This window comes from Variovorax sp. ISS6, from assembly GCF_056523145.1.
In genome coordinates this window covers 3,930,228-3,950,573 of record NZ_JAWRZC010000001.1, presented here as the reverse complement: position 1 = coordinate 3,950,573, position 20,346 = coordinate 3,930,228, and the positions used below count along the sequence as shown (strand labels likewise).

General features: G+C 62.4%; 24 protein-coding genes and 1 pseudogene. 7 read left to right on the top strand and 18 right to left on the bottom strand.

The window, feature by feature from the left end; genetic code table 11:
- The first annotated feature begins 62 nt into the window (after window positions 1-62).
- The gene (locus AC1HIL_RS18365; protein WP_005304557.1) at window positions 63-722 is read left to right on the top strand and encodes a TetR/AcrR family transcriptional regulator; all 660 of its coding nucleotides are present in this window, start codon (window positions 63-65) and stop codon (window positions 720-722) included.
- Window positions 719-1,171, top strand: a complete 453-nt coding sequence (locus AC1HIL_RS18360) for a MarR family winged helix-turn-helix transcriptional regulator (RefSeq protein WP_197026306.1) — start codon at window positions 719-721, stop codon at window positions 1,169-1,171. The genes AC1HIL_RS18365 and AC1HIL_RS18360 overlap by 4 nt, the downstream gene beginning before the upstream one ends.
- Here the strand turns inward: AC1HIL_RS18360 and AC1HIL_RS18355 are convergent.
- The 9 genes from AC1HIL_RS18355 to AC1HIL_RS18315 all read right to left on the bottom strand — a co-directional run bounded on the left by AC1HIL_RS18355 (window position 1,160) and on the right by AC1HIL_RS18315 (window position 8,608).
- A complete protein-coding gene (locus tag AC1HIL_RS18355; RefSeq protein WP_043373731.1) occupies window positions 1,160-3,145 on the bottom strand; it encodes a relaxase/mobilization nuclease and DUF3363 domain-containing protein in 1,986 nt (661 codons plus the stop codon). The two genes, AC1HIL_RS18360 and AC1HIL_RS18355, sit on opposite strands and share 12 nt — an antisense overlap.
- A gap of 448 nt (window positions 3,146-3,593) precedes the next feature.
- Complete coding sequence (locus AC1HIL_RS18350) at window positions 3,594-4,181, bottom strand: S26 family signal peptidase (protein WP_068681399.1); 588 nt, start codon at window positions 4,179-4,181, stop codon at window positions 3,594-3,596.
- Window positions 4,178-4,723, bottom strand: coding sequence for a DUF2840 domain-containing protein (locus tag AC1HIL_RS18345; RefSeq protein ID WP_043373725.1), 546 nt, complete (start codon window positions 4,721-4,723; stop codon window positions 4,178-4,180). The genes AC1HIL_RS18350 and AC1HIL_RS18345 overlap by 4 nt, the downstream gene beginning before the upstream one ends.
- Complete coding sequence (locus AC1HIL_RS18340) at window positions 4,720-5,004, bottom strand: hypothetical protein (protein WP_043373393.1); 285 nt, start codon at window positions 5,002-5,004, stop codon at window positions 4,720-4,722. The genes AC1HIL_RS18345 and AC1HIL_RS18340 overlap by 4 nt, the downstream gene beginning before the upstream one ends.
- A complete protein-coding gene (parA, locus tag AC1HIL_RS18335; RefSeq protein ID WP_068681381.1) occupies window positions 5,001-5,639 on the bottom strand; it encodes a ParA family partition ATPase in 639 nt (212 codons plus the stop codon). The genes AC1HIL_RS18340 and parA overlap by 4 nt, the downstream gene beginning before the upstream one ends.
- 241 nt (window positions 5,640-5,880) lie before the next feature.
- On the bottom strand, window positions 5,881-6,738 hold the full coding sequence (locus tag AC1HIL_RS18330) for a replication initiator protein A (protein WP_156867395.1): 858 nt from the start codon (window positions 6,736-6,738) through the stop codon (window positions 5,881-5,883).
- A gap of 26 nt (window positions 6,739-6,764) precedes the next feature.
- Complete coding sequence (locus tag AC1HIL_RS18325; protein WP_026069907.1) at window positions 6,765-7,049, bottom strand: helix-turn-helix transcriptional regulator; 285 nt, start codon at window positions 7,047-7,049, stop codon at window positions 6,765-6,767.
- 75 nt (window positions 7,050-7,124) lie between these two features.
- Complete coding sequence (locus AC1HIL_RS18320) at window positions 7,125-7,922, bottom strand: DUF2285 domain-containing protein (RefSeq protein ID WP_028240160.1); 798 nt, start codon at window positions 7,920-7,922, stop codon at window positions 7,125-7,127.
- A gap of 335 nt (window positions 7,923-8,257) precedes the next feature.
- A complete protein-coding gene (locus AC1HIL_RS18315) occupies window positions 8,258-8,608 on the bottom strand; it encodes a DUF2958 domain-containing protein (RefSeq protein ID WP_015476702.1) in 351 nt (116 codons plus the stop codon).
- 318 nt (window positions 8,609-8,926) lie between these two features.
- Here AC1HIL_RS18315 and AC1HIL_RS18310 point away from each other — a divergent pair, with 318 nt between their 5' ends.
- Complete coding sequence (locus tag AC1HIL_RS18310) at window positions 8,927-9,220, top strand: helix-turn-helix domain-containing protein (RefSeq protein WP_015476703.1); 294 nt, start codon at window positions 8,927-8,929, stop codon at window positions 9,218-9,220.
- 70 nt (window positions 9,221-9,290) lie between these two features.
- On the opposite strand, the gene AC1HIL_RS18305 is transcribed toward AC1HIL_RS18310, so the two are convergent.
- The 4 genes from AC1HIL_RS18305 to AC1HIL_RS18290 all read right to left on the bottom strand — a co-directional run bounded on the left by AC1HIL_RS18305 (window position 9,291) and on the right by AC1HIL_RS18290 (window position 13,605).
- Entirely contained in the window at window positions 9,291-9,605 is a 315-nt protein-coding gene (locus AC1HIL_RS18305; RefSeq protein WP_014646114.1) for a DUF736 domain-containing protein, read from the bottom strand.
- A gap of 758 nt (window positions 9,606-10,363) precedes the next feature.
- Entirely contained in the window at window positions 10,364-10,573 is a 210-nt protein-coding gene (locus AC1HIL_RS18300; protein ID WP_028240162.1) for a hypothetical protein, read from the bottom strand.
- Between the two features lie 61 nt (window positions 10,574-10,634).
- Complete coding sequence (locus AC1HIL_RS18295; protein ID WP_028240163.1) at window positions 10,635-12,698, bottom strand: ParB/RepB/Spo0J family partition protein; 2,064 nt, start codon at window positions 12,696-12,698, stop codon at window positions 10,635-10,637.
- A gap of 79 nt (window positions 12,699-12,777) precedes the next feature.
- Window positions 12,778-13,605 carry a DUF932 domain-containing protein gene (locus AC1HIL_RS18290; protein ID WP_028240164.1) on the bottom strand — a complete coding sequence of 276 codons (828 nt, stop codon included), beginning with the start codon at window positions 13,603-13,605 and terminating at the stop codon, window positions 12,778-12,780.
- A gap of 625 nt (window positions 13,606-14,230) precedes the next feature.
- On the opposite strand from AC1HIL_RS18290, the gene AC1HIL_RS18285 reads away from it, so the two are divergent.
- The 4 genes from AC1HIL_RS18285 to AC1HIL_RS18270 all read left to right on the top strand — a co-directional run bounded on the left by AC1HIL_RS18285 (window position 14,231) and on the right by AC1HIL_RS18270 (window position 17,165).
- A complete protein-coding gene (locus AC1HIL_RS18285) occupies window positions 14,231-14,707 on the top strand; it encodes a TIR domain-containing protein (RefSeq protein WP_033041353.1) in 477 nt (158 codons plus the stop codon).
- A 105-nt stretch (window positions 14,708-14,812) separates the two neighbouring features.
- The gene (locus AC1HIL_RS18280) at window positions 14,813-15,415 is read left to right on the top strand and encodes a TIR domain-containing protein (protein WP_033041352.1); all 603 of its coding nucleotides are present in this window, start codon (window positions 14,813-14,815) and stop codon (window positions 15,413-15,415) included.
- A gap of 14 nt (window positions 15,416-15,429) precedes the next feature.
- Window positions 15,430-16,599 (top strand): toll/interleukin-1 receptor domain-containing protein, encoded by a 1,170-nt coding sequence (locus AC1HIL_RS18275; protein ID WP_158407679.1) that lies wholly within the window; start codon window positions 15,430-15,432, stop codon window positions 16,597-16,599.
- Window positions 16,596-17,165, top strand: a complete 570-nt coding sequence (locus tag AC1HIL_RS18270; protein WP_033041349.1) for an SLOG domain-containing protein — start codon at window positions 16,596-16,598, stop codon at window positions 17,163-17,165. Before AC1HIL_RS18275 ends, AC1HIL_RS18270 begins: the two co-directional genes overlap by 4 nt.
- 82 nt (window positions 17,166-17,247) lie before the next feature.
- On the opposite strand, the pseudogene AC1HIL_RS18265 reads toward AC1HIL_RS18270, so the two are convergent.
- From AC1HIL_RS18265 to AC1HIL_RS18245, 5 genes and pseudogenes are all read right to left on the bottom strand, one after another.
- Window positions 17,248-17,361, bottom strand: a pseudogene (locus AC1HIL_RS18265) (JAB domain-containing protein); the annotation flags it as partial.
- A gap of 60 nt (window positions 17,362-17,421) precedes the next feature.
- The gene (locus AC1HIL_RS18260) at window positions 17,422-18,084 is read right to left on the bottom strand and encodes a uracil-DNA glycosylase (RefSeq protein WP_071534888.1); all 663 of its coding nucleotides are present in this window, start codon (window positions 18,082-18,084) and stop codon (window positions 17,422-17,424) included.
- 2 nt (window positions 18,085-18,086) lie between these two features.
- Window positions 18,087-19,217 carry a nucleoside triphosphate pyrophosphohydrolase family protein gene (locus AC1HIL_RS18255; protein ID WP_028240166.1) on the bottom strand — a complete coding sequence of 377 codons (1,131 nt, stop codon included), beginning with the start codon at window positions 19,215-19,217 and terminating at the stop codon, window positions 18,087-18,089.
- A 3-nt stretch (window positions 19,218-19,220) separates the two neighbouring features.
- Window positions 19,221-19,847: an Nmad2 family putative nucleotide modification protein gene (locus AC1HIL_RS18250; protein WP_479672378.1), complete on the bottom strand. Its 627-nt coding sequence runs from the start codon at window positions 19,845-19,847 to the stop codon at window positions 19,221-19,223.
- Window positions 19,847-20,314: a TIR domain-containing protein gene (locus AC1HIL_RS18245; RefSeq protein WP_028240167.1), complete on the bottom strand. Its 468-nt coding sequence runs from the start codon at window positions 20,312-20,314 to the stop codon at window positions 19,847-19,849. Before AC1HIL_RS18245 ends, AC1HIL_RS18250 begins: the two co-directional genes overlap by 1 nt.
- Window positions 20,315-20,346: the final 32 nt, after the last annotated feature.

Genomic DNA, 20,346 nt, shown 5'->3' with positions numbered 1-20,346 from the left:
TAGAATCCTGGCCACCGTGTCAAAACTTCCGACCCAAGCAGATGCGACGAACCAACCAAGTCATGACCGCCCCGCCGCCGAGCAGCGGCGAGCTGAACGCCAAGGCTCTCACCGTTCTGCGCGCTGCGCGAAACGTCTTCCTGACCCATGGGTTCAGCGCGGCAACAACCGACATGATCCAGCGCGAGGCTGGCGTGTCCAAGTCCACGGTTTACGCGCACTACGCGAACAAGGAAGCACTCTTCACCGCGGTAATCGAAGCCGAATGTGCAGCGTTCACGAACACGGTGCAGGGCATCGAGTTCCGCCCGGGGAAGCTGCGAGAAACGTTGACCCTGTTGGCTCGGGCCTACTTGAACATCGTGCTGTCTCCGGGCGGGCTGGCTGTCTTCCGCGTCGTGATCGCCGAAGGCCCACGCTTTCCCCAGCTCGCACGGACGTTCTATCTGGCCGGCCCGCAGGTCATGACGGCGATGGTGGCCGAACAACTGGCCAATGCGGCAGCATCCGGCGAGGTCGATCTTGGCGAGATTGGCCGCGAGACGGCCGCCAGTCTGTTCATCAACCTGGTTCGGGGTGAACCCCAGCTTCAGTGCCTGACTCATCCGGATGCCGCGCCTTCCTCGGCGCAGATTGACCAGTGGGCGAATGCAGCCGTAATGACATTCATGCGTGCCTATGGTTGCGGCGAGGACTCGCCCAATAAGCGTTCCCGGTCATGATGCCGAATGGGTCAATCGGCACGGAGAAATCAGACGACGCCCTTCGGGTGATGGAGCTTTCTACGGCCATCACGCGGCTTTGCACAGCAAGGAATCAAGTGCTGAATCGCGTGGCTGCTCCGTTCGGTTTGACCGCTGTGCAGGTGATGGCGCTACACCATATTTCAGCCACTCCAGCATGTACGCCTAGCACTTTGGCCCGCAGTCTGGCAGTCGACTCAGCCTCTGTGACAAGGCTATTGGACCGTCTTGAAAACAAGGGCATGCTCCAAAGAGCAGCACAAGAGCGCATGGATCGCACGCATGACCGCAGAGTTGTCGAGATTATTCTGACTGAACATGGATGCAACGCGATACGTGAGTTGAAGTCACATTGGCAGTCCGCTCGCTCGGAATTGACCGAGGCTTTCAAACAAAGCGAAATACATGGGTTAGCACTAGCTGATTGACGGCCCACGCTGCCGCCCAATCTCCCACGACACCCCGCCGCCGCGCACCGTGGCGGCAAGTTGCTGCCCCAAGCGTTGTTCGATCACGGGTTTCCACGGCACCAGTGAGAACCCCATGCCGTCATCGAGCATCGCGTAGCGCCCACTGGCGAGCATGACGGAGCGCCGGTAGATGCCAGCCACGCGCTGCCCGTCGGCCACCGGGCGATGCTCTAAGCCGGTGTCGGCCGCAATGTCTTTGGCGACCTGCGCCAGGTCCTGGTTGCGCAGCGTGCCCAGCAGGTTGCGCGCGAGGATCACACGCTGCCCGTGCCGCTCGGCCAGCCCCTGTTCGGCCAGAAAGTCGGCGCGTTGCTGCATCGCCTGTCTGGCCTCGCCACCAAAACCCAGGTCGCCCAAGCCCGAGCCACCAGCGATCAGTTGCTGGTCGAGCCAGGTGGCTCCGATCACGCGGGCCTGCCGCTCGATGGGCAGGTGCGATTTCAGTTCCACGGCCACGCCGCCCAGGCGCTGTGCGTCATAGCGGCGGCCCTGTTCGGCCAGGTCGTCCGGCACCTTCCATAGCCCCTCGGCCACGCGCTCCACGATGCCTGCGCGGCGCAGGGCTTCCAGCCGGCGGACGTGGGCCGCGACGACTTCCTGCGGATCGCGGCCGGGCACGGCTTGACCCTGCGCAACGGCCAGGTGATGGTCGGTGCGGTATAGGCCGCCGCTCGCCAGTGCGGTGATGTTCTTGTCGGCAGCGCGCACGTCAGCCGATCCCTTCACCTCCACCACCGCGCCGGTCGGATAGTTCGCCAGTTCGTCGCGGGCATTGAGCGCGACGTAATGGGCTTTGCCGTCCACGCCGTCGATGACCAGATAGCCCCGGTCGCGCAGCTCGTCGGCCAGCCCCTTCGCGGCCACGCGACCGACGATGGTTCGGCCATCGTCCCCCGGCTCGAACACCGCCAACTCGCGCGGCTCGCCACGCATGGCCCGCTGCATGGTGCGGATGATGTCGCCACGCTCGCCCAGGGCACGCAAGGTCTTCTCGGCGTCGGCATGGAAGGCCAAGGTGCCCGGCCGCAGCTCGTCGGCCAGGCCAAGGCGCTGCAAGCGTTGCAGGCGGCCGATCAGCAGCAGGCGCTGACGTTGCAACCGCGGTTCGTTGAGGCGTTCGACATGCACTCGGCCATCATCGCCGGCCTCACGTTGCAGCGTGCGGTCGAGGCTCGTCCATCGCTCTTGCTCGACCTCGCGCTGCAAAGTCTGCTGGATCTCCAGTTCGGTGCGCGGCCCCAGCCATTCGGTCGCCAGTTCGGCGGCGCGATGGCGGAAGCCATCGGCGATGTAGTCGCCCGCGATGATGAGGTCTTTGCCGGTGTCATCGCGCCCGCGCACGACGATGTGCGTGTGCGGGTTGTCGGTGTTCCAGTGAGTGACGGCCACCCAATCGAGGCCCGTGCCCAGGTCGGCCTCCATGCGGCCCATGAGGTGCCGCGTGTAGGTGCGCAGGTCTTCCAGTTCCGCGCCATCCTCGGGCGAGAGGATGAAGCGGAAATGGTGTCGGTCGTCGGCGCAGTGTTCCTTGAAGGCGTCGAGGTCGGCAGCATCGGTCTGCGGCCCATAGGCTTGGCCCGGCTCGCCATCGCGGCCCACACCGTCGCGCTCGATGTAGCGCAGGTGCTTGGCGAGCGACTGCGGGCTGGCTTGGCGCTGGTTGACCAGCAGCGTCTTGATGGTCACGCGCCGCGACATGGGCGTGAGCTTCGCTCCGGCGAAGCGCGCCGCCGTGTGGCCGCGCCCCAGGCGCGAGCCGGGCCGCTGGCCGGTGCCCCTCCCGGTGCCGCTCGCAGTGCCAAGACGGCGCACAGTGGACTTGCCGCTGCTGGCCTTGCCTGCCTGCTTGAGCACCTTGGAGACGAAGCCCTGGCCCCGGTTCTTTGGGGCGCTCGGGCGGATGCGGAAATCATCGTCGCGGCGGTCGGTCATGGCTGCGCTCCCTGCAAGCTCTGGCGTGTCCGGTCGTGCGAAGCACGCGGACATGCCTGCATTGGCGCGGGCCTCGCGCCCCAAGCGGCACGGTGGCGAAGCCGCTGCGTGCCGCGCCACCCCCATGTGCAGACTGGCTTTCGACGCGGCCCGGTGCCGCGTCCTTTTGTCTTGCCTTCCGCCTTTGCCCCTCGCTGGCGCTCCGGGCAGCGGCGGCCCGGCGGCGCTGCTGCGCGAGCGGCCAGCGCGCCGGCGAACGCGGCGACGGCCACAGGCCGGGCGCGTTCGAGGCAAGACGCCTGCACGTTGGACGGCTGCGCCGAAGGCAGCGCGAAGTGCGGTGCGAATGCACCCGCACTGCATGCGCGACGACACGGCGACGAGCAGCAGAACGACACGCCCGATGGCACGATGAGATGCACGGCGACGTGCAGCGAATCGAAGGCCATCATGGGCGAGATTCCAGCCAGACCGGATGCGCGATGCCGATCACGGCGCCCGCATTGATCGGCCCGAAGTACCTGCTATCGAACGACGCCGGGTTGGTCACACTGAGCAGGAACAGTTCGCCGGGTTCAAGGCGACGGCATTGCTGCCAGGATGGCAGCGGCCGGCCCCAGCGGTCGGCAGGCAGCACGGCGGCCGCAGGCACGCCGTCGATGCGGACGATGCGGCCAGTGATGCACACCTCCTGCGGCGCGACTGCGCCCACGCGCTTGAGCAGCGGCACGCGCGCCGGCAGGTAGCCGCGCTGCGCGGCCAGCGCGGCGGCGTCTGGCGGCAGCGTGGTCAGGACGATGCTGCCGACGGAGAAAGAACGCGGCAGCGAGTCGGTGCCGTCGCCCAGCGGATCGACGCGATACCAGCCGACCGCCACGCTGTCGGATGGGTTGTAGATCAGGCGCGGCAGCGGATGCACGAAGGACGCCCAGGCCAGCGCAGCGAGGCCGCAGGCGGACAGACCCGTCAGCACGATACGAGCGCGCAGGCGCGAGCGAGGACGCGGCGCGGTGCCGGCAGTGGAAACGGCGGTCATGGCAGTGCCCTCGCGGTCAGCCAGGCGGCGTGCCGCTCGGCGGTGTATTCGGGCAGCGGCAGGCGGGCAGCGAGCCGGTTGGCGAGCGTGCGCCAGTACGCGGGCGAGACAGCGGCGGGGGCGATGTCCAGCGCCTCGATGGCGTCGATGCGCTCCAGCACGGCGCGCACCTGGTTCTCGCCCTCGGCGTGCAGCAGCAGGCGTGCGCCGGGCTGCACGCCGGGGATGCGCTGTGCCGCATCGAGCGGCGTACAAGCCTGCATCACCATGAGCTGCCAGCGAACGGTGCCGTAGTCGTTGGCCTGCCAGCGGATAAGGCACAACATGGCGCCTGGCAGGAACACCGCGCAGCGACGCCAGCGGTCGAGCTGGTGCGTGCGCGCAGGTTCACCGAAGCGCAGGTAGAGCTTGAAGCGCGGTTCGATGTAGGCCAGCGCCACGCGCGTCAGCGGCGCGCCGGCAGGCTGGTCGAAAGGTACTGCGAGCTCAGCCGTAGCCGCGAAGGCAACAGGCGCGGGAGCAGACGAAGCGGATGCAGTCATGGCGTGTTCTCCCTGCGGTGTTCTGGAAACTCCCGCTCCAGCAGGCCGCGCAGCAGGTCGGCTACGGTCACGCCTTGCGTGAAGGCGGAAACCTTGATGCGCGCCCGCATGGCGGGCGTGATGTCGAGGGTCAGGCGTGCCGTGTAGAGGTCGCCCTTGTTCAGCGCATCGGCGTCGCCCTGGCGAATCCACGCCTCGGCGTGCGGATTCGCGGGCGGACGCGCGCCGATGCCGACGCGCTTGGCCGTGCGTTTGCTGTTCGGTGGCGGCTTCGCTGTCATGTCGGCCACCGCAGCAGTTCGTCCGCCAGTGCGGTGATTTCGCGGGTGGCGGCGCTGTCCGGTGCCGTCTCGCGTGCAAGCCGGCCAGCGGCCACGCTGTCGGCGAACACGATGCGCTGATGCACTTCCGCGCGCAGCGCAGGAAGCGGCTGGTCAGCAAGCGCCTGGCGCGCTTCGCGCCCGATCACGGTGGTGCTGACGCGCCGATTGATGACGAAGGCCGCGCGCAGCGCAGGCCGAAAGACCTGCGCCTCGCGGATCAGCGCCACCATCTCGGCGCTGGCCCAAAGGTCATACGGGCTGGGCTGCACGGGAATCAGCACGCGCTCGGCCGCCAGCAGCGCGGAACGCGCCAGGGCGGCGATGCGCGGCGGGCCGTCGATGATGATGTGATCGGCGCGGCGGGCCAGCTCCGGCGCTTCCTGATGCAGCGTTTCGCGGGCGAGGCCCACGGCGCTGAACAGCCGTGGCAAGCCCTGCTGGCTTCTGCGCTGCGTCCAGTCCAGCGAAGAACCCTGCGGGTCGGCGTCCAGCAGGATGACGTGCAGCCCGCGCATCGCCAGCTCGCCCGCGATGTGGGTAGCGAGTGTGGTCTTGCCGACGCCGCCTTTCTGGTTGAGAAACGCGAAGATCATGGCGCGGCCCTCCCTGCTGGAAAGCCGGCCTGGCCGTGCCGTTTCGTGGTTGTCCACCGAAACGACGCGTTTCTACTAAAAGTTAGAGATTTATAGTTAGGTAAGTTAGAGGGGTCGCAAACCCGCGCCGTTACTGGCTTTGCGGCGTTTTCGTACTCCTGATAGCACGATAGGCGTACTCCCGATAGCACGATACCCGGCACTCCTGATAGCACGAGGCCGTCCACAGCTTTTCCCGCAGTTATCCCCGTGCCGTGAACGGCACGGGCCGGAAGGTCAGCAGTTCCAGCTTCTCGTCCGGCATCGACTCGATGCCCAGGACGTAGCCGGGCAGCGACTGCCGCGCGACCAGCACGCGCAGGTCGTAGGCGAAGTCCGAGAAGCGCGCCGCGCTGCCGGACTTGCGGTGCAGATGCCGGAAGTCGAATTGCCAGCCGTGTTCCTGCCGCCCGCCGTGCTTGCGCACCAGGCGATACAGCCAGCGTTCGATGCCACCTTTCAAGCGGAAATAGGCCGGGTCGATGGTCAACACCAGGGCGGCATCGAGCACGCCGGCATAGAACCAGTCCGGCAGGATCAGCTCGATGCCCAGCGGCGTGCCGCTGGCGTCGGCCAGCTCGCGCCATTCGTTCACCCACGAAAAGCGGTGCAAGCGCCTCCCGGTGGTTTCGCGGATGGAAGTCGCCACGCTGGTCGATTGCAGCCGGTCGAGCGCGGCTTTCAGGCGCTGGTAGTCGTTCAAGGACGTGCCGCGCCCGATGAAGCGCAGGATTTCGTAGGGCGTGGCGTGTATCCAGCGCGACGGGCGAATGCCTGCGTCGCGCGCCTCCACGATCTGCGAGGCCGCCCAAATCAACACGTCGGCATCCCATATCGTGGCGATGCCGTGCTCGGCCGTGCCTTCCACGCGGATGGTGATGTTCCCGCTGCGGAAGTCGATCGGCGCCGTGCGCCGCGACTTCGCCAGCGAGAAGAACGGAAAGGCCATCAAGTCCTGGCTGTCGCGCGGCGCCATGCCGTCGCCCGGCAGCGCGCGGAACAGGTCGAGCTGTTCCCGCTGCTGCGATCGCTGCCCCGACGGCAGCGATGGGCTGGACATGACGATGGCCACCGGCGAGCCGACGATCAGCGGCCATCACGGTAGTCGCCCGCGTGACGCTCGGCATATTCCGGGTCGGACGTGGCCTCGTAGCTGCGCTGGTCGGCCCAGGCATCGAGGTCGGCCACCGCGTACATGACGCGGCGGCCGAACTTGCGGAACTTCGGGCCGCCGCCGATCACGCGCTGTTTCTCCAGCGTGCGCGGCGACAGACGCAGGTATTCGGCGGCTTCGTCGTTGGTCAGGTAGCGTTGGGGCTGCACGGGCGCAGCGACAGCAGCGGCGGCAGGCCGCAAGGGAGCGGGTCGCATGGGATGTACCTCCATCAAGCCCGGCCACACCACGCGGCCGGATAGAGGCACTTTCAAGAAAGCAAGGCTTCCTGCTCAGGGACGTTTTGCAGGGGATGCAGCGCGTCCCTGTGCAACGGGCGGAAGCTGTGCCAGGCGGCGATAGCCGCCGCGCATCAGCGCATCGCCCCGGTGCACCAGTCGCCGCACGCGGGCGCGCAAGGCGCTATCGGCGTACCAGTCGGCGGCGACAGCATCGACGCCGAACAGCCCTTCGGCCACGTCGCGCAGGGACGCGCCCGCGAGGGTGCCGTCGAGCGCCTGGAGCGTGTTCAACTCCAGCAGCGCAGCGGGTGCCGGCCGCGACCGTGCCGTTCCCGCTGGCGCTGCATCGCCAGCGGCGGCCAGCTTGTCCAGTTCGGCCGCCAGCGCCTGATAGCGTCCGCAGGATGCGGCGCAGGCGCGAATGGCATAGGCGTAAGCCATGCCGTCGGCCAGGCCGGGAGCGATCACCAGCCGCAGGCAGCAGCCCAGCCAGCGTGTCAGCAGCACCAGGCGCTTGCCGTCGTGGATCAGGTGCTTCTGGCCGGGAAGGCACCAGAACGCGAAAGCCACCGCGTCGGGCGGCGGGTCGGCGTCCGGGTAGAGCTGCACTACCGCATCGTGATCGGGGAACCAGGCCGGGTGCGCGTCGCGCGCATCCAGGGCGGGATCTTCCAGCAGGCGCAGTCCCCAGCGCGCGGCGGCCTCTGGCCGGCGGCGGCGGCGCAGCCAGTCGCGGCGGTAGTCGGGGTGGCGACGCAGGTATTCCCACGCCAGCGCGGGGCCGTCGAGGTGCAGCATGTAGAGATACGCGGCGGTCGGATACCAGTGTTCGGCGCTCGGGTCAGCCATGACGCAGCCTCCTGTCATTCAGCAGGAACGTCGCCACGGATTCCGCTGTGCGGGAGCTATCGAGTCGCCATCAAGTCGTCATCGAAATCGGGGTACTCTGTAACTGCGGTGTCAAGACCGATTGGCTCCAGGGCATTGCGGAAATCGTCTGAATGCGACGGTTGCGCGCCACAAAAATGGTGCGCAGCATGGAGCACCGTGCAGCAGCCCGCGCCATAGATCATGACTGTTTGCATCAGAAGCGCACCGCTTCGGTGCAAGAGTGCGGATTCAGACCAATCAGGTCTTGGGTAAGACTGAAATAGTCAGAATGCGCCGTCGTTGGCTGGGACTGCTCAGTCGGTGATCGAACCGTTTTCCTCGGCCAGCCGCAGGTACTCCGACAGCCGCCGCACGGGCTGGAAGTAGCGATCGCGCATCACAGGTTGCTTGTGCGGCCCGACGATGGACGCCAGATCGGACAGCTTCACATGGCCCAGGCCGGGCATGCCTATTCCCAGGTCGATCAGCCCCCATGCCGTATCGCCATCGGCCGGGTCGAGCGCGGCCAGCAGCCAGGTGGCGTGCGCGTCGGGGGTGAACAGTCGCACCGCCGGCATTGGGTCGATGCTTCGGCCAGCGGCGCGTGCCGCGCCGACGGCGAGCAGTTGCGCCCGCTGTTCAGCGGTGACGAGCGGCTGGGTCATGGCCCGAATCCCCACGCATCCGAGGATGCACGGATACGATTTTCCACCGAAGCGCGGAACCGCCGAAGCGGATGCGTGCTTTGGCGGGAAAGCACGAAGGCGCAAGCCATCGAATCCGTACATGCACGGAAACGCGGAAGCGGAATTGCGCAGGCCAGGAAAGACACAGATGCGGTTCCCAGATTCTGTCGGAATCCGCCCATGCGGATTTCTGCAAAGGCACGAATACGGAAATCAACGACACCAAATGCGCACTATAGTTTGTAGCCCTATAGTGCGCAATCGGCTGTCATCTTGGTTTTCTAAGGAAAACCATAGGTGGCGGCGAAAGACTCATTGGCGACAGCAATACGGACGGTCAGGAAAGCGCGCGGCTTGAGCCAGGAAGCGTTCTCCGACGTGTCCAGCCGTACCTACCTGAGTTTGCTGGAGCGCGACCTGAAGAGCCCGACCATGCACAAGCTGACCGAGCTGTGCGAGGTCATGGACGTGCATCCGCTCACGTTGCTGACGCTGGCCTATGCCGGCGACAGCACGCGCAGGGCCGATCAGCTTCTGGCGCAGGTGCGCCAGGAGCTGGAGGCGGTGTTGAAGGAACGCGACACGCCGTAGGCGCGTGCGTGACGTGCTGCGCCAGCAGCACGGCGCCCCGCCGCAATGGACGGGGCGCGGTGGGCGGCCGTCAGGCTGCCTTGGGCTTGCTGCGCGACCAGATCAGGTCGTGCGTGCCGTCCTCGTTCTCGATCAGGCGGGCATAGACCGTCGCCGGGAACGAAGGGTCGTCGATGCTCACGGACAGGTACTCGCGCCCGGCCTCACTGGTCTTCTTCCACGCCGCGCCGATCTCGTGGCCGGCCGCCTGAAGGTGGAAGTCGGGGGCGTTCTCGCTGTCGCCCTTGTCGTTGGGAACCAGCTTGACCTTGACGTTCAGGGTCAGGGTGCGGAGCTGGCCGGTGAAGCCGTCTTTCTCTGCGGTGAAGGTGCCGATGTTAGCCATGATGTTTCTCCTTTCGGGTTGAACAAGGTCGCGCCAGTGCGTCCTTGTTGTGATCCGGCCGGCGGGGGATGGGCTGGCCGCACCGCGCAGCGGTCGCAACACCGTGGAGAACCTGGAAGCGAAAAGAATTTGCCGCGCGAGGAAGCCGCGCAGCGGCGGGGAAATTGTTTTCGCTGGAAGGTTGCGGCCATGAAGCCCAAGGCGTAGCCGTTCCCTCGCCAGGATTCACGACAAGCCAAGGACGCACGGGCCGCCCGCCCCCGAAAGGAGACATGGCCGACTCGGCATCCCCGCGTGACGGCTGCACCGGCTTGCGCCCTGACGCGAACCAGGTCAAAGCCCCGACGACAAGGCCAGAGCGCCCCTGCCGCAGCGCGCGACCACATGCTTGAGGCGTGGTGTGGATGCTCCATAGCGAGGCCGGGTGGCGTGTCGGTGAATCGCCCTTCGTGACGTACAGGCGCGAATCGCCAGCGTCGGGGACGGCACGCTATCGCACAACCTGCCGCAGCAAGCCGGGGCGTAGCCCTACAAGCCCCGCCCATTGCGGCGGGGCGCCATCGAAACCTTGCCCGCGCCAGCGGGCACCGATGGACGTGTCGCGTGCAAGGCACTTGCACGTCCGCCCCGTTGCCGCCTGGACGAAGGCGGCAACGGGGCGATTTTGACTTCGACGTTGGAACCGGGCGCGGCCACCGACGCCCCGGATTTTTGACCACCGGCCCCAAGGCGGAACGGCTTGGGGCCGGTGCTGCTCGTTATTCCTTGGTTTCGACAATCCACCACGCGGCACGCGGCAAGGTGTGGCCGGTAATGGGATGTAGGTCGGTCAGGTCGGCGCGGGCCGTCCAGCCACGCGGCGGACGGTAGCCGCGCACGTCGCCATCGCCGTGCCAGCGGCGGGCGCGTACCGTACCGGGGGCATAGATCGCCGCCATGCGCGGGCGGTCCGTGGTGTTGCGGCTCATGATAGGAATCCTTGGCGTGAAGCGCCCCGGCCGGAACCGGGGCGCTATCTGCGGTGCAGGATCACGCGGCCAGTGCCTCGGCCTGCGGCAGCTCATCCGCCACGGCGGCGACTTCCTCCGGCGCTTCGGCGCCCGCATCCACTGCCACGGCCTGCGCGTCCTGTTGCGGGCTTTCGGTGCGGAAGATGGCGGGCATCCAGCCCGTACCATCGGCCAGCCGTTCCGCTTCGCTGGCAATGTCGGCCTTCTTCAACTTCGCCAGCCGTGCAGCGTGCGACGGTGCGAACTCGCCCACGGCTTCCAGAATCGCGGCCTTCGGCACATGCTGGAAATACCCGTCTGCGGTGGGCTGCCACCATGCGGCCATGTCCAGCCCCACAGCCTGCGCCAGTTCCGCGCCCGGCTGGTGCGCAGTGGCGCGAGGCGTCACCACGTCCACGGTCGCCGCTACGCATACCGCCAGCAGCCGCACCAGTTCGCCTTGCTCCATCGCCAGCAGCGCGACGAACAGTTCGGCGCTGTCCTGCGGCAGCGCTTCGCCCGCGACCTGCTGCAACTCGCGCTGGGCGACGGCGGCGGGCGACTCGGGCCAGTCGGGGGCCATGCCTTCCAGCCGGTCTTGCACTTTCAGGCTCACGCCCAGCGGCAAGTCGTGGCCGTAGTGGTTGTCCTGCAAGACGCTCTGCACCATGCCATGCACCAGCGCGGCCAGCGCGACTTGCGGATGCCGGGCGACTTCGATTTGCAGCGCGGCGGTGCGGTGCGCGCTCAACCGCTGCGCCAGCCGGTCGGACAGGCTCGCGGCCTTGGGCTGCTCGGTGTCCTCGCCTTCGTCGTCGTTCCCGGCCTCGCCTTCCGCGCTGCCGAAACCCTGCCGCAAGCGTTCCAGCGTGCGCAGCGCCTTGGCTTCTGCCTCGCGCAGCAGCCCGCGATGAATCACGGCTTCGCCGCTGCGGTCGAGGGTGACGATGGCGCCGGCCACGGCGCGCACATCCGGGGCGTAGCCCTGCAAGGCTTCCTCCACGGCTTGCAGTTCCCCGGCAACCTGTTCGCGGCGCGGTTCCAGCGCTTCGGTCTTGTCCTCGTCCTCGGCGTCGTAGGCTTCTTCCAGTTCGGTGTCGATCTTGTCGAGGCGGGTTTGCAGCGAGGCGATGCGGCGGGCTTCGCGGGCGCTCGGTTCGCGGCGCTGGCGCGGTGCGTTCTGGAACGCCTGCCGCTCGGCGTAGCTCATGTGCGGCACGGCTTCGACCCACGCCCAACCCTCGGCGCGCACGTCCCCAGCCAGCGCATCCAGCTTGCCGCGCACCAGCGTTTCCAGCAGCGTGGCGTCGGTCAGGTAGGTTCCGGCATCGCCTTCCGCGAACAGGTCGCGGCGGATGCCGCCGCCCGCCGCCGTGTAGGCGTCCAGCCCGGCGAAGCGCACCAGCGGATGCGTGGCGTCGATTTCGCGTTCGGTCAGGCGTTCGCGCAGCGCGGACGCGCCACGCTGCCATTCTGGCGCACCGTAGAACGCGCTTTCCTGCGCGGCGTGGTCGTCGGTGATGGTCAGGGCCATCAACTGTTCCAGGGTGACGGCTCCGGCGCGGTAGTCGGCCAGCAGGCGCGGCGAGACGTTGGCGAGTTTGAGACGGCGCTGCACCACCAGCGGGGTCACGCCGAAGTCGGCGGCAATGTCTTCGATGGGGCGGCCTTCCTTGACCAGTGCGGCGAACGCCTCGAACTGGTCGGCCGGGTGCATCTGCTCGCGCAGCAGGTTTTCCGCGAGGCTGACGGTACGGGCCGAAGCATCGGGCACCAGCAGGCACGCCACTTCGTAGTCGGCAGGGATGCGCTTCTTCTTCGCCAGCAGCTTCAACGCGGTCAGTCGGCGGTCGCCGGCCACCACTTCGTACTGCTCGCCATCGGCGGCGAGGATGACGACGAGATTTTGCAGCAGGCCGATGCGGGCGATGCTCGCGGCCAGTTCGGGAATGGACAGGCGCGGGGTCTTGCGTGCGTTGCGCTTGGAGCGGCGCGGCAGCAACTGCGAGAGTGGAACCAAAATCAGGTTCTTGCTCGGGTCGGCCACTTCCAGCGGCGCGGCAGTTTCGATGGCGCGGGTTTCGGTTTGGGTAACGGCGTTCATGGTGATAACTCCTTGCGGTTAGGGATGCAGCAGCGAGAGAAGCGGCAAGGGCTGCTGCCTGCCCCTGCCGCGTGGGGGTTCAGGCTTTCAACTGGCGCATGCCATCGGCCAGCAGCCAAAGCGCACGGTTGAGGCGGATGTTCTGGTCGATGCCCTGTACCGGGCGGGTTTGCTGGCGGCGTCCGTTGGCGCTGCGCCCGCGCAGGCCGCCTTGGGTCAGGTTCTCTTGCGTGCGGTTGAACACGCTCCACAAGTCCGGGCGGCGGTCATCAAAGCGGCGCGGCATCAGGATTTGCGATTCCGTGATGGGCGCGGGCTTGTCGGGGTCGTCGTACTTGAGGGCCAGCGCGGCGCGGGCGAACACTTCGGATTCGCCATCGTTCAAGGTGATGGCGCGCATGGAATCGCGGGATTCCTGCACGCGGTCGAAGCCGCGCAAGACTTCGTAAGCGCCTTCGATGACGGAACCGGCCACGTCGCCTTTGTGGGGCACGCGCACGTCCGCCACCGTGTCGCCGCAGACAAGGCCATTGCTGCACACGAACCGGAACATTCCGGCCAGCATCTGATAGCTGCTCGTGCCGTCATGCGAGTTCAGCAGCACGATTTCGTTAGCCTCCGCGCCGTTGATCTGGCTGGCGTGGCGCAGGCGCAGCATGTGTTTGGTGTAGTCGCGGCGGTCGTCGTGGCGCACGCGGGTTTGCGCTGCCATGAAGGGTTCAAACCCTTCCTTGCGTAGTTCCGCCAGCACGGCGGCGGTGGGGATATAGGCGTACCGTTCGGAACGGCTTTCGTGCGGCGCGTCCGCGAAGATGGACGGGGCCACACGGCGGATTTGGTCATCGGACAGCGGGTAATCGCTGCGCAGCGACGGGGAACGGGAAGCGAATCGGGATGCGAGTTGCATTGCATTTCTCCTGACGAAAAGGGTTTGCTGTTCAAACCGCACACCGGATTCCTAGATTCGGAGCCCAGCCTTTCGGCTGTTCGGTGCGGTCGGCACGAGGAACCCGGTTGGCCCTGTTGCCACCGTCTTTCCTGAGTTCATCGCCCGCGGCCAAAGGAGCGCGCGGACGGGGGCCGTCAAGGAGACAAGCGCAGGGTTGGTGCGGCCCGCAGGCGCAGCCGAGGACACGGCCCTGCGCGCCTTGACGGCACACGGGAGCGGGCTACGGTCGCGGGTAAGGTGATGAAGTCAGGGGAGACGGCTGGACAAGGCAACGGCCATCCCTTTGTGCTGACCGCACGCAAGCGAAGCGCGCAGGCCCGAAGCTGGAAGCCGGGCCGGAGGCGTCAGGGATGTGGAAGGCTGGCGAATGCCAGTCCCGTCAGGGATGAGCGAATAGCGAACCTGGAGCAGCGCGGTCCGCGAAGCGGAGACGCAGGCGCACACTTTCAGCTATCATTTGTAAGGAAATTTACAAGAAAGTATTTCAAGCCAGCGATTAATTACGACTTCAGTTAAATAACTATCGCAATCCTCAATTCGAGATTTGCTTCATCGAAGCACCAACGACAAATGGAGATAAGTCATGGCGAATAAATGCTTTCTGAGCTTTCACTATAAACAGGATAGTTGGCGCGTGTCGCAAGTTCGGCAAATCGGAGCTATCGAAAAACAGCCTCTACTGGATTCGAACAAATGGGAAGAAATCAAGAAAGCAGGCGATGATGCCATCAAAAAATGGATCGCCGACAACATGAAAGGCAAAGAATGCCTTGTCGTACTTGTGGGCGAGAAGACTGCCAGCCGCCGCTGGGTCAAACACGAGATAAAGAAAGCCTGGAAGGACGGGCTGGGTGTACTCGCCATCCATGTCCACAATCTGAAAGACTCAGACGGAAATCAGTCGTCGAAAGGATCTAATCCGTTTACAGGCCTCACCGTTGATGGAGAAGCTGTCACGGGTAAAGTCTACGATCCGCCATACACCACCAGCACCAATGTGTATGACTACATCAAGTCGAATATTGAAACTTGGGTCAGCGACGCTATAAAGGCACGATGAACCGGCAATATCTGAATTGCATCCTGCGAGGTGTCGTTTGCTGTGGAGGATGCGGGTCACCTACATCCAAATTTGCCTGGGTTTAGTGTAATAGATGGAGTCAAAATGCCACGCAGAACATTCTTTTCTTTTCACTATGAGCCTGATGTATGGCGCGCCTGGAATGTCCGCAACAGTTGGGTTGTGAAGGAATCCGATGAGGAAAGCCGGGGCTTCTTTGACAGCAGCGTGTTTGAGGCATCGAAAAAAGAGAGTGACGATGCACTAAAGACTTTTCTCCGCAAGGGGTTGGAGAATACTTCGGTAACTTGTGTCCTTGCTGGAACCCATACATGGTCACGGCGATGGGTGCGCTACGAAATTGCTCGCAGTGTTATCAAGGGAAACGGCTTGCTAACCGTTTTCATTCACGGTGTCCAGAATAAAGACAAAGCGACATCTACAAAGGGTGCTGATCCATTGGCGCAGATGGGACTTTATAGAACCGATCGCGGCATATATCTCGCCGAGTGGAAGGACGGAAAGTGGGTGGCCTACGCAGATTACACGCTTGCGATTCCTGAGGGTGATCTGTGGTTCACAGCACCAAAAACGAATAGCGTAGTCCAACTGTCAAATCACTGCCTGAGTTACGATTTCATAGGCCAGGATGGCAGGAAAAATATTGGCGGATGGATTGAAACTGCTGCGGGAATGGCTGGCCGATGAGCGAGAACTCAAGCATGAGATCACCCTACCAGCTTATCCTGCTGGGTGCGGTCCATGGGCATGACACTCGCCTCCGCCGTAGCGTTGATCTGGCGCTTCAGGGGCTCGGGATTCCGAGCAACGCAATTACGTTTCTCAGCGATGCCAACGCCTCTAACCGCAGCTTAAAATCGCCGGTGATGGCAGTATTTTTCGGCTCGTCGGAAAGCACTGCCGATACCGCACTTGTGACGGAGTTGATTGATGACTCGATCGTTATCGCTCCGGTCGTTTCGGATTTGTCCCAGGTTCATGCAGAAATTCCGCCGCAGCTCAGACATGTCAATGCTATTGTATTGGGCACCAACGATGAAGGCATCACCCGCCTCGTTACGCTAGTCCTTGAGACATTTAGGCTGTTGCGACGTGAGCGACGACTTTTCATCAGTTACAAACGAACAGGGTCTCAGCCGCTGGCCGATCGGTTGTACGATGCGCTCGATGCTCGTGGCTTTGACGTTTTCATCGACGTGAGGTCAGTGCCTCCAGCCGCAGATTTCCAATCACAACTCTGGCACAGGATGTCGGATTCCGATGTCGTGGTGCTGATCGACACACCTGGCTTCAGAGAAGGTCGTTGGACGGCTGAAGAATTGGCGCGCGCAAACGCGACCAATGTGCAAATCTTGCACCTACTATGGCCGGGGCAAAAGGAAGACCCTGCATCGTCCTTCAGCCACTTCATGAAGCTTAGGCGTCGGGACTTCTTTGGATTTATTCCAATGCGGGGGCGTTGGGCCACGAAGGGATTGGTGACGAGAATTTGCGACGAGGTCGAACGGCTACGCGCACCAGCAATTGCCGCCCGCCACCGATATTTGGTCGATAACTTTTGCGACGCCGCCCGCGACGAGGGACTTGATCCAAGTGTTCAGATTGAAGGCTGGATTTCTCTCAAAACCGAGTCCAATCGAACGCTGGCGATCGTACCGGCAGTGGGAATACCAACCGCTGATCGCATCAACGAAGTGTTCGAAGCCATTACCAACCCCACTGTTGAGACGAGAGAAATATGGGTGATTTACGACAATAGAGGTGTACTGAGAACGTGGCTCTCTCACCTAGATTGGCTTGACTCGTATTTGCCGATCCGGGCCGTGCAAATGTCGAAGGCGCCACAACTTCTGAAGGAGCTCACCGCATGATAGATATATTTCTATCTGCCAGCGTGCCTTTGCCTGATCGCAATCGGGTATTTTTCGACACCGCCGATGTTCTTGCTATACGGGAAGCAATCAAGGCTTTGGTTGAAGTAGTGTTGCCGATTGGACGAATCACGTGCGGCGGCCATCCGGCGATAACGCCGCTATTGGCTCTCTTTTCCCGCGAGGCAAACCTTGACCGCAACAGGGTGGCGATTTACCAAAGTAAGCTTTTTGAGGGTCGATTGCCTCCTGAGCTAGCGGAGTTCGTCGACGTGCATATGGTGCCAGCGGTTGATGGCAACAGAGAAGCCAGTTTGACGGCCATGAGGCAAGCAATGATCGAAAGCCGCCGTTTCAGCGCAGCGGTGTTCGTCGGCGGCATGGAGGGGATCTATGAGGAGCATAAATTGTTCGTCGAACACCATCCCAAAGCTACAGTGCTCCCGCTTTCAACAACAGGGGCCGCCGCCAAAATAATTTATCAACAGGGAGAATATGATCCAATTTTTTCACGCGACCGAACCTATTCCAGCTTATTTCGTCGAAAGCTTCTGCCTGTGGATTAGCCGGGAAATTTTGCAGTAACTGCGTTCAGTAAGCTTGATGGAGCGAATAAAAAAATGGGGCCGCCTGTGCAGCCCCCTCGGTTCACAATAGCCCTCGCTCTGCAAATGAAGTTGTTTCCTGCCCGGCCACAACGACGTGATCCAGTGTGCGCACCTCCACCAGCGTCAGAGCCTCTTTCAGTCGCTGCATCAGTGAAAACCTGGCGAGTTGGATAGAAGGGGCGGTATCCGCTCGCTAAAATGCTGGAGCAATTCGTCAGAACAGCGATCCAGTCTTCATTGGATGTCCATACAGTTCAGAGATTTGCCCTTGAAACTGCGTCTGTCCGCCATAGCTCGGATGCCTCACGCAGATAACAGGCACGCTATCCGTGATTCGATGAGCGGCTGCGGCAGCATCGTTGCCGATGGCGACGATGCGCGAGGGACGAAGCAGAACGATGAGCTGTTGTAGTAGCTCTTCGCCGGCTCGCCTTTCACGGGCGTTGTGTTGCCGGTTGGTGAACGGATCCCCTGATTCATGAGGGTGAAGTGGGAAAACATTCCAGAGAAAGATGCGAGCATCAATGTGCTCTAGCATTCCCCATATAACCGCAGCGGTTCGCTCGGCTACGGCATTGCCGACTGTGGGCCGTTCTGGAGCCAGATCGACATTCCAACGTTTGGCATGTTGGCTCATGTGAACATCGTCAGTCAGGGCCAACCCAGTTCGGCGGCCTCCGCGATACCCCAAATCTCGACCGATCCAAATCGCATCTACAGGCTCCTCTGAAGCGCGACGCAATAATGCGGAAAGTGCGGCGGCGCGGCGGCGGGGCGCGTCTCGACGATCATGAACTTCACAGCGATCAGAATAAGGATTGAAGCAGTCCTCAAATTGCAGCGAGGAAACTGATTCAACAAAGGGGTGGATTTTCATTCTTAAGACTCAAGCGGCATATATTGTAGGGTGCGTTCTTTTCGGTTGCCGATGATCCAGCCGCCTTGATTTTTCTTGATTTGACGGAATACGGAATATCCGTCCATGATGGCTTTTTCCCAAAGCTTTAGCGGGCACTTCTCAACCTCATAGCCACTCACAAACTCTTCAATGGTTTTGAGAATCCCAAGGGAAACCTTTTCTTGATTCTCAAAATAGTTTAATTCCTTGGCTCTAGAGAAAATCCATGCCGTAAGCCCTTCCTCAACGACGATTGCCCGGCCGCTGTCTTGCTCTTCATCATATTTGGACTGGCTCTTTCGCTTGTGCTTGATCAATGCCCGTATTACAGGTGACCAATGCAAGATGGCTGCATATGCAAAATGGAAAACATCATGAAATCGGTAGCCATCTCGGTCAGCGATGTTGTCGGTCAGGGGATCACCTATGAATACGCCATTCCATTGGAGATAGCTTTTGCCGCTACCGCGTTGATTGACTCGGATCTTGAACTCTCTAGGGAGCTGCTCTTCTATTCCAAACTCGCTATCGAAATCAAGGCCAATCAGGTCAACCGCCTGTGGCTCCAAGAATGCACCCCTAGCTTTCCGGAGGTTCCCCCGCGCTACGTCCGAGAACGCCAACTCTGCGGCATGGATTGCATCGAGATAGGCTCGCGCGAAGGTGACCACGTCATTGCGCGCAGGCCCACTTCCCAGCAGAGCTGCGGCCGCCTGCCCCAAGCGTACCAAGGTAATGTCCAACGACGCAGGGGCCGCCACAGGCATGGCGATGTAAGCGAATGCACCTTCGGCTATGTCGCTTGCTGCCCCTATGTTCTTGAAGTTCCCGTGATTCGCCGCCTCGGCAAAGATATCTTCAAGTGGAGCTTGCATGCGCCGGCAGATCGCAGCCAAATACCAAAGCGTATCACCGAATTCTTCTTCCGCCGCCCTTCTGAAACCAGGGTACGCAGATTTTTCCCGGACATGTTTTTTGACAGTAGACATTATTCCACCGACTTCCCCATAAAGCCCTTGAAGGACAGGATTGAAATCGGTTGGACTGAGTACATCCGTAGCTGCAATTTCCGAAGCGTAGTCCGAAAGCAGCAGAGAACCTTCCTTGTGCATCGGTTACCTCCGAAGCGTCAGCCATTCGAATGGAGCGCCCTGATATCCATTCAGCCCAAAGCTACGAACCCATTGCTCTATGTTCGCAATCAGTTTTGGATCGTCAAAAGTAGTTAGACCTATTCCTGTTTTGCATAGAGACCGGCCTTGCTGGTCTTTTAGCTCTTCCGGGAACTCCGGCCCCTCTCCTCCGAAGTACACGAAGTCATTGCTGATGAGAACCCTGTTTACACCCGTGTCGCGAGTGACGTGATCAGGATTAAGTGAACCATCGGGGCGAGAGTGAAAGGAATCTCGTTGCTGCCAGACGGCCGCTGGTGCGGCTCTGAAGTAGATATTGTCCCCGCAACTTTGCTTCCGACTACCGTTGCGATAGGGCTTTTTAGATTCAAACCGTGGATCTGCCCCATATTCATCAAATGTCATCGTTTCGGTGACTTGCATCGCATAAACCAGATACCCGCCTCGCCGAACACTTCGATCATTGCTGCCACTGCCTACCACCCAATCACCGATGTCAGCGCCCTTGCGGATATTTGGCTTGCAGGTTGCAAGCGTGCAGTATTCGTAAAAGGGATTGGGTGCGAAACCACTGTCGTACCGCACCACGTAGGAGTGGACACGTGCCATCAGCAGGGATGCCTTTTCAGAGGAACCGGATCACAGGCGCCACCGTCGGGTTTTTCCCATGTATCTTTTCCGTTGATCGCATCAATGATTGAGTCACCATTCCAGCCGACCAAGGCATCGGCGTATTCTTTCAGTGCCTCAGGAATGTCGCATTCCTTCTCACCATGCTCCCAGATGCCAACAATACGTTTGCCTTGCTTGGCTGCATATTCGATTTCCCAGGTCACCCAGTCGCTATCTTTCGTCTGGGGTGAGACGTAGCAAATAAATACGCCCGCCCAGTTTATCGCTGGGGCCAGAATCTGCGTCTTGATGTAATGCTCATCCGTGGCGTTGTTGAACTTTCCTGTATGGATGGAGGAGTCCCTTACATCCATCCCTTTCGGAGCCAGCAGATCTTTGAGCTTTTGGAGCCCATGATCGTCCTTATGGACATGGCTGATAAACACGTTCCTTTTCTCTGCCATCTGTCACCTCCATCGACGTTTTGATAGCGTAA

Bases quoted from the DNA above. Each gene is read 5' to 3' on its own strand.
- AC1HIL_RS18365 (WP_005304557.1), top strand. From the start codon at position 63: ATGACCGCCCCGCCGCCGAGCAGCGGCGAGCTGAACGCCAAGGCTCTC.
- AC1HIL_RS18360 (WP_197026306.1), top strand. From the start codon at position 719: ATGATGCCGAATGGGTCAATCGGCACGGAGAAATCAGACGACGCCCTT.
- AC1HIL_RS18355 (WP_043373731.1), bottom strand. From the start codon at position 3,145: ATGACCGACCGCCGCGACGATGATTTCCGCATCCGCCCGAGCGCCCCA.
- AC1HIL_RS18350 (WP_068681399.1), bottom strand. From the start codon at position 4,181: ATGACCGCCGTTTCCACTGCCGGCACCGCGCCGCGTCCTCGCTCGCGC.
- AC1HIL_RS18345 (WP_043373725.1), bottom strand. From the start codon at position 4,723: ATGACTGCATCCGCTTCGTCTGCTCCCGCGCCTGTTGCCTTCGCGGCT.
- AC1HIL_RS18340 (WP_043373393.1), bottom strand. From the start codon at position 5,004: ATGACAGCGAAGCCGCCACCGAACAGCAAACGCACGGCCAAGCGCGTC.
- parA (WP_068681381.1), bottom strand. From the start codon at position 5,639: ATGATCTTCGCGTTTCTCAACCAGAAAGGCGGCGTCGGCAAGACCACA.
- AC1HIL_RS18330 (WP_156867395.1), bottom strand. From the start codon at position 6,738: ATGTCCAGCCCATCGCTGCCGTCGGGGCAGCGATCGCAGCAGCGGGAA.
- AC1HIL_RS18325 (WP_026069907.1), bottom strand. From the start codon at position 7,049: ATGCGACCCGCTCCCTTGCGGCCTGCCGCCGCTGCTGTCGCTGCGCCC.
- AC1HIL_RS18320 (WP_028240160.1), bottom strand. From the start codon at position 7,922: ATGGCTGACCCGAGCGCCGAACACTGGTATCCGACCGCCGCGTATCTC.
- AC1HIL_RS18315 (WP_015476702.1), bottom strand. From the start codon at position 8,608: ATGACCCAGCCGCTCGTCACCGCTGAACAGCGGGCGCAACTGCTCGCC.
- AC1HIL_RS18305 (WP_014646114.1), bottom strand. From the start codon at position 9,605: ATGGCTAACATCGGCACCTTCACCGCAGAGAAAGACGGCTTCACCGGC.
- AC1HIL_RS18300 (WP_028240162.1), bottom strand. From the start codon at position 10,573: ATGAGCCGCAACACCACGGACCGCCCGCGCATGGCGGCGATCTATGCC.
- AC1HIL_RS18295 (WP_028240163.1), bottom strand. From the start codon at position 12,698: ATGAACGCCGTTACCCAAACCGAAACCCGCGCCATCGAAACTGCCGCG.
- AC1HIL_RS18290 (WP_028240164.1), bottom strand. From the start codon at position 13,605: ATGCAACTCGCATCCCGATTCGCTTCCCGTTCCCCGTCGCTGCGCAGC.
- AC1HIL_RS18285 (WP_033041353.1), top strand. From the start codon at position 14,231: ATGGCGAATAAATGCTTTCTGAGCTTTCACTATAAACAGGATAGTTGG.
- AC1HIL_RS18280 (WP_033041352.1), top strand. From the start codon at position 14,813: ATGCCACGCAGAACATTCTTTTCTTTTCACTATGAGCCTGATGTATGG.
- AC1HIL_RS18275 (WP_158407679.1), top strand. From the start codon at position 15,430: ATGAGATCACCCTACCAGCTTATCCTGCTGGGTGCGGTCCATGGGCAT.
- AC1HIL_RS18270 (WP_033041349.1), top strand. From the start codon at position 16,596: ATGATAGATATATTTCTATCTGCCAGCGTGCCTTTGCCTGATCGCAAT.
- AC1HIL_RS18260 (WP_071534888.1), bottom strand. From the start codon at position 18,084: ATGAAAATCCACCCCTTTGTTGAATCAGTTTCCTCGCTGCAATTTGAG.
- AC1HIL_RS18255 (WP_028240166.1), bottom strand. From the start codon at position 19,217: ATGCACAAGGAAGGTTCTCTGCTGCTTTCGGACTACGCTTCGGAAATT.
- AC1HIL_RS18250 (WP_479672378.1), bottom strand. From the start codon at position 19,847: ATGGCACGTGTCCACTCCTACGTGGTGCGGTACGACAGTGGTTTCGCA.
- AC1HIL_RS18245 (WP_028240167.1), bottom strand. From the start codon at position 20,314: ATGGCAGAGAAAAGGAACGTGTTTATCAGCCATGTCCATAAGGACGAT.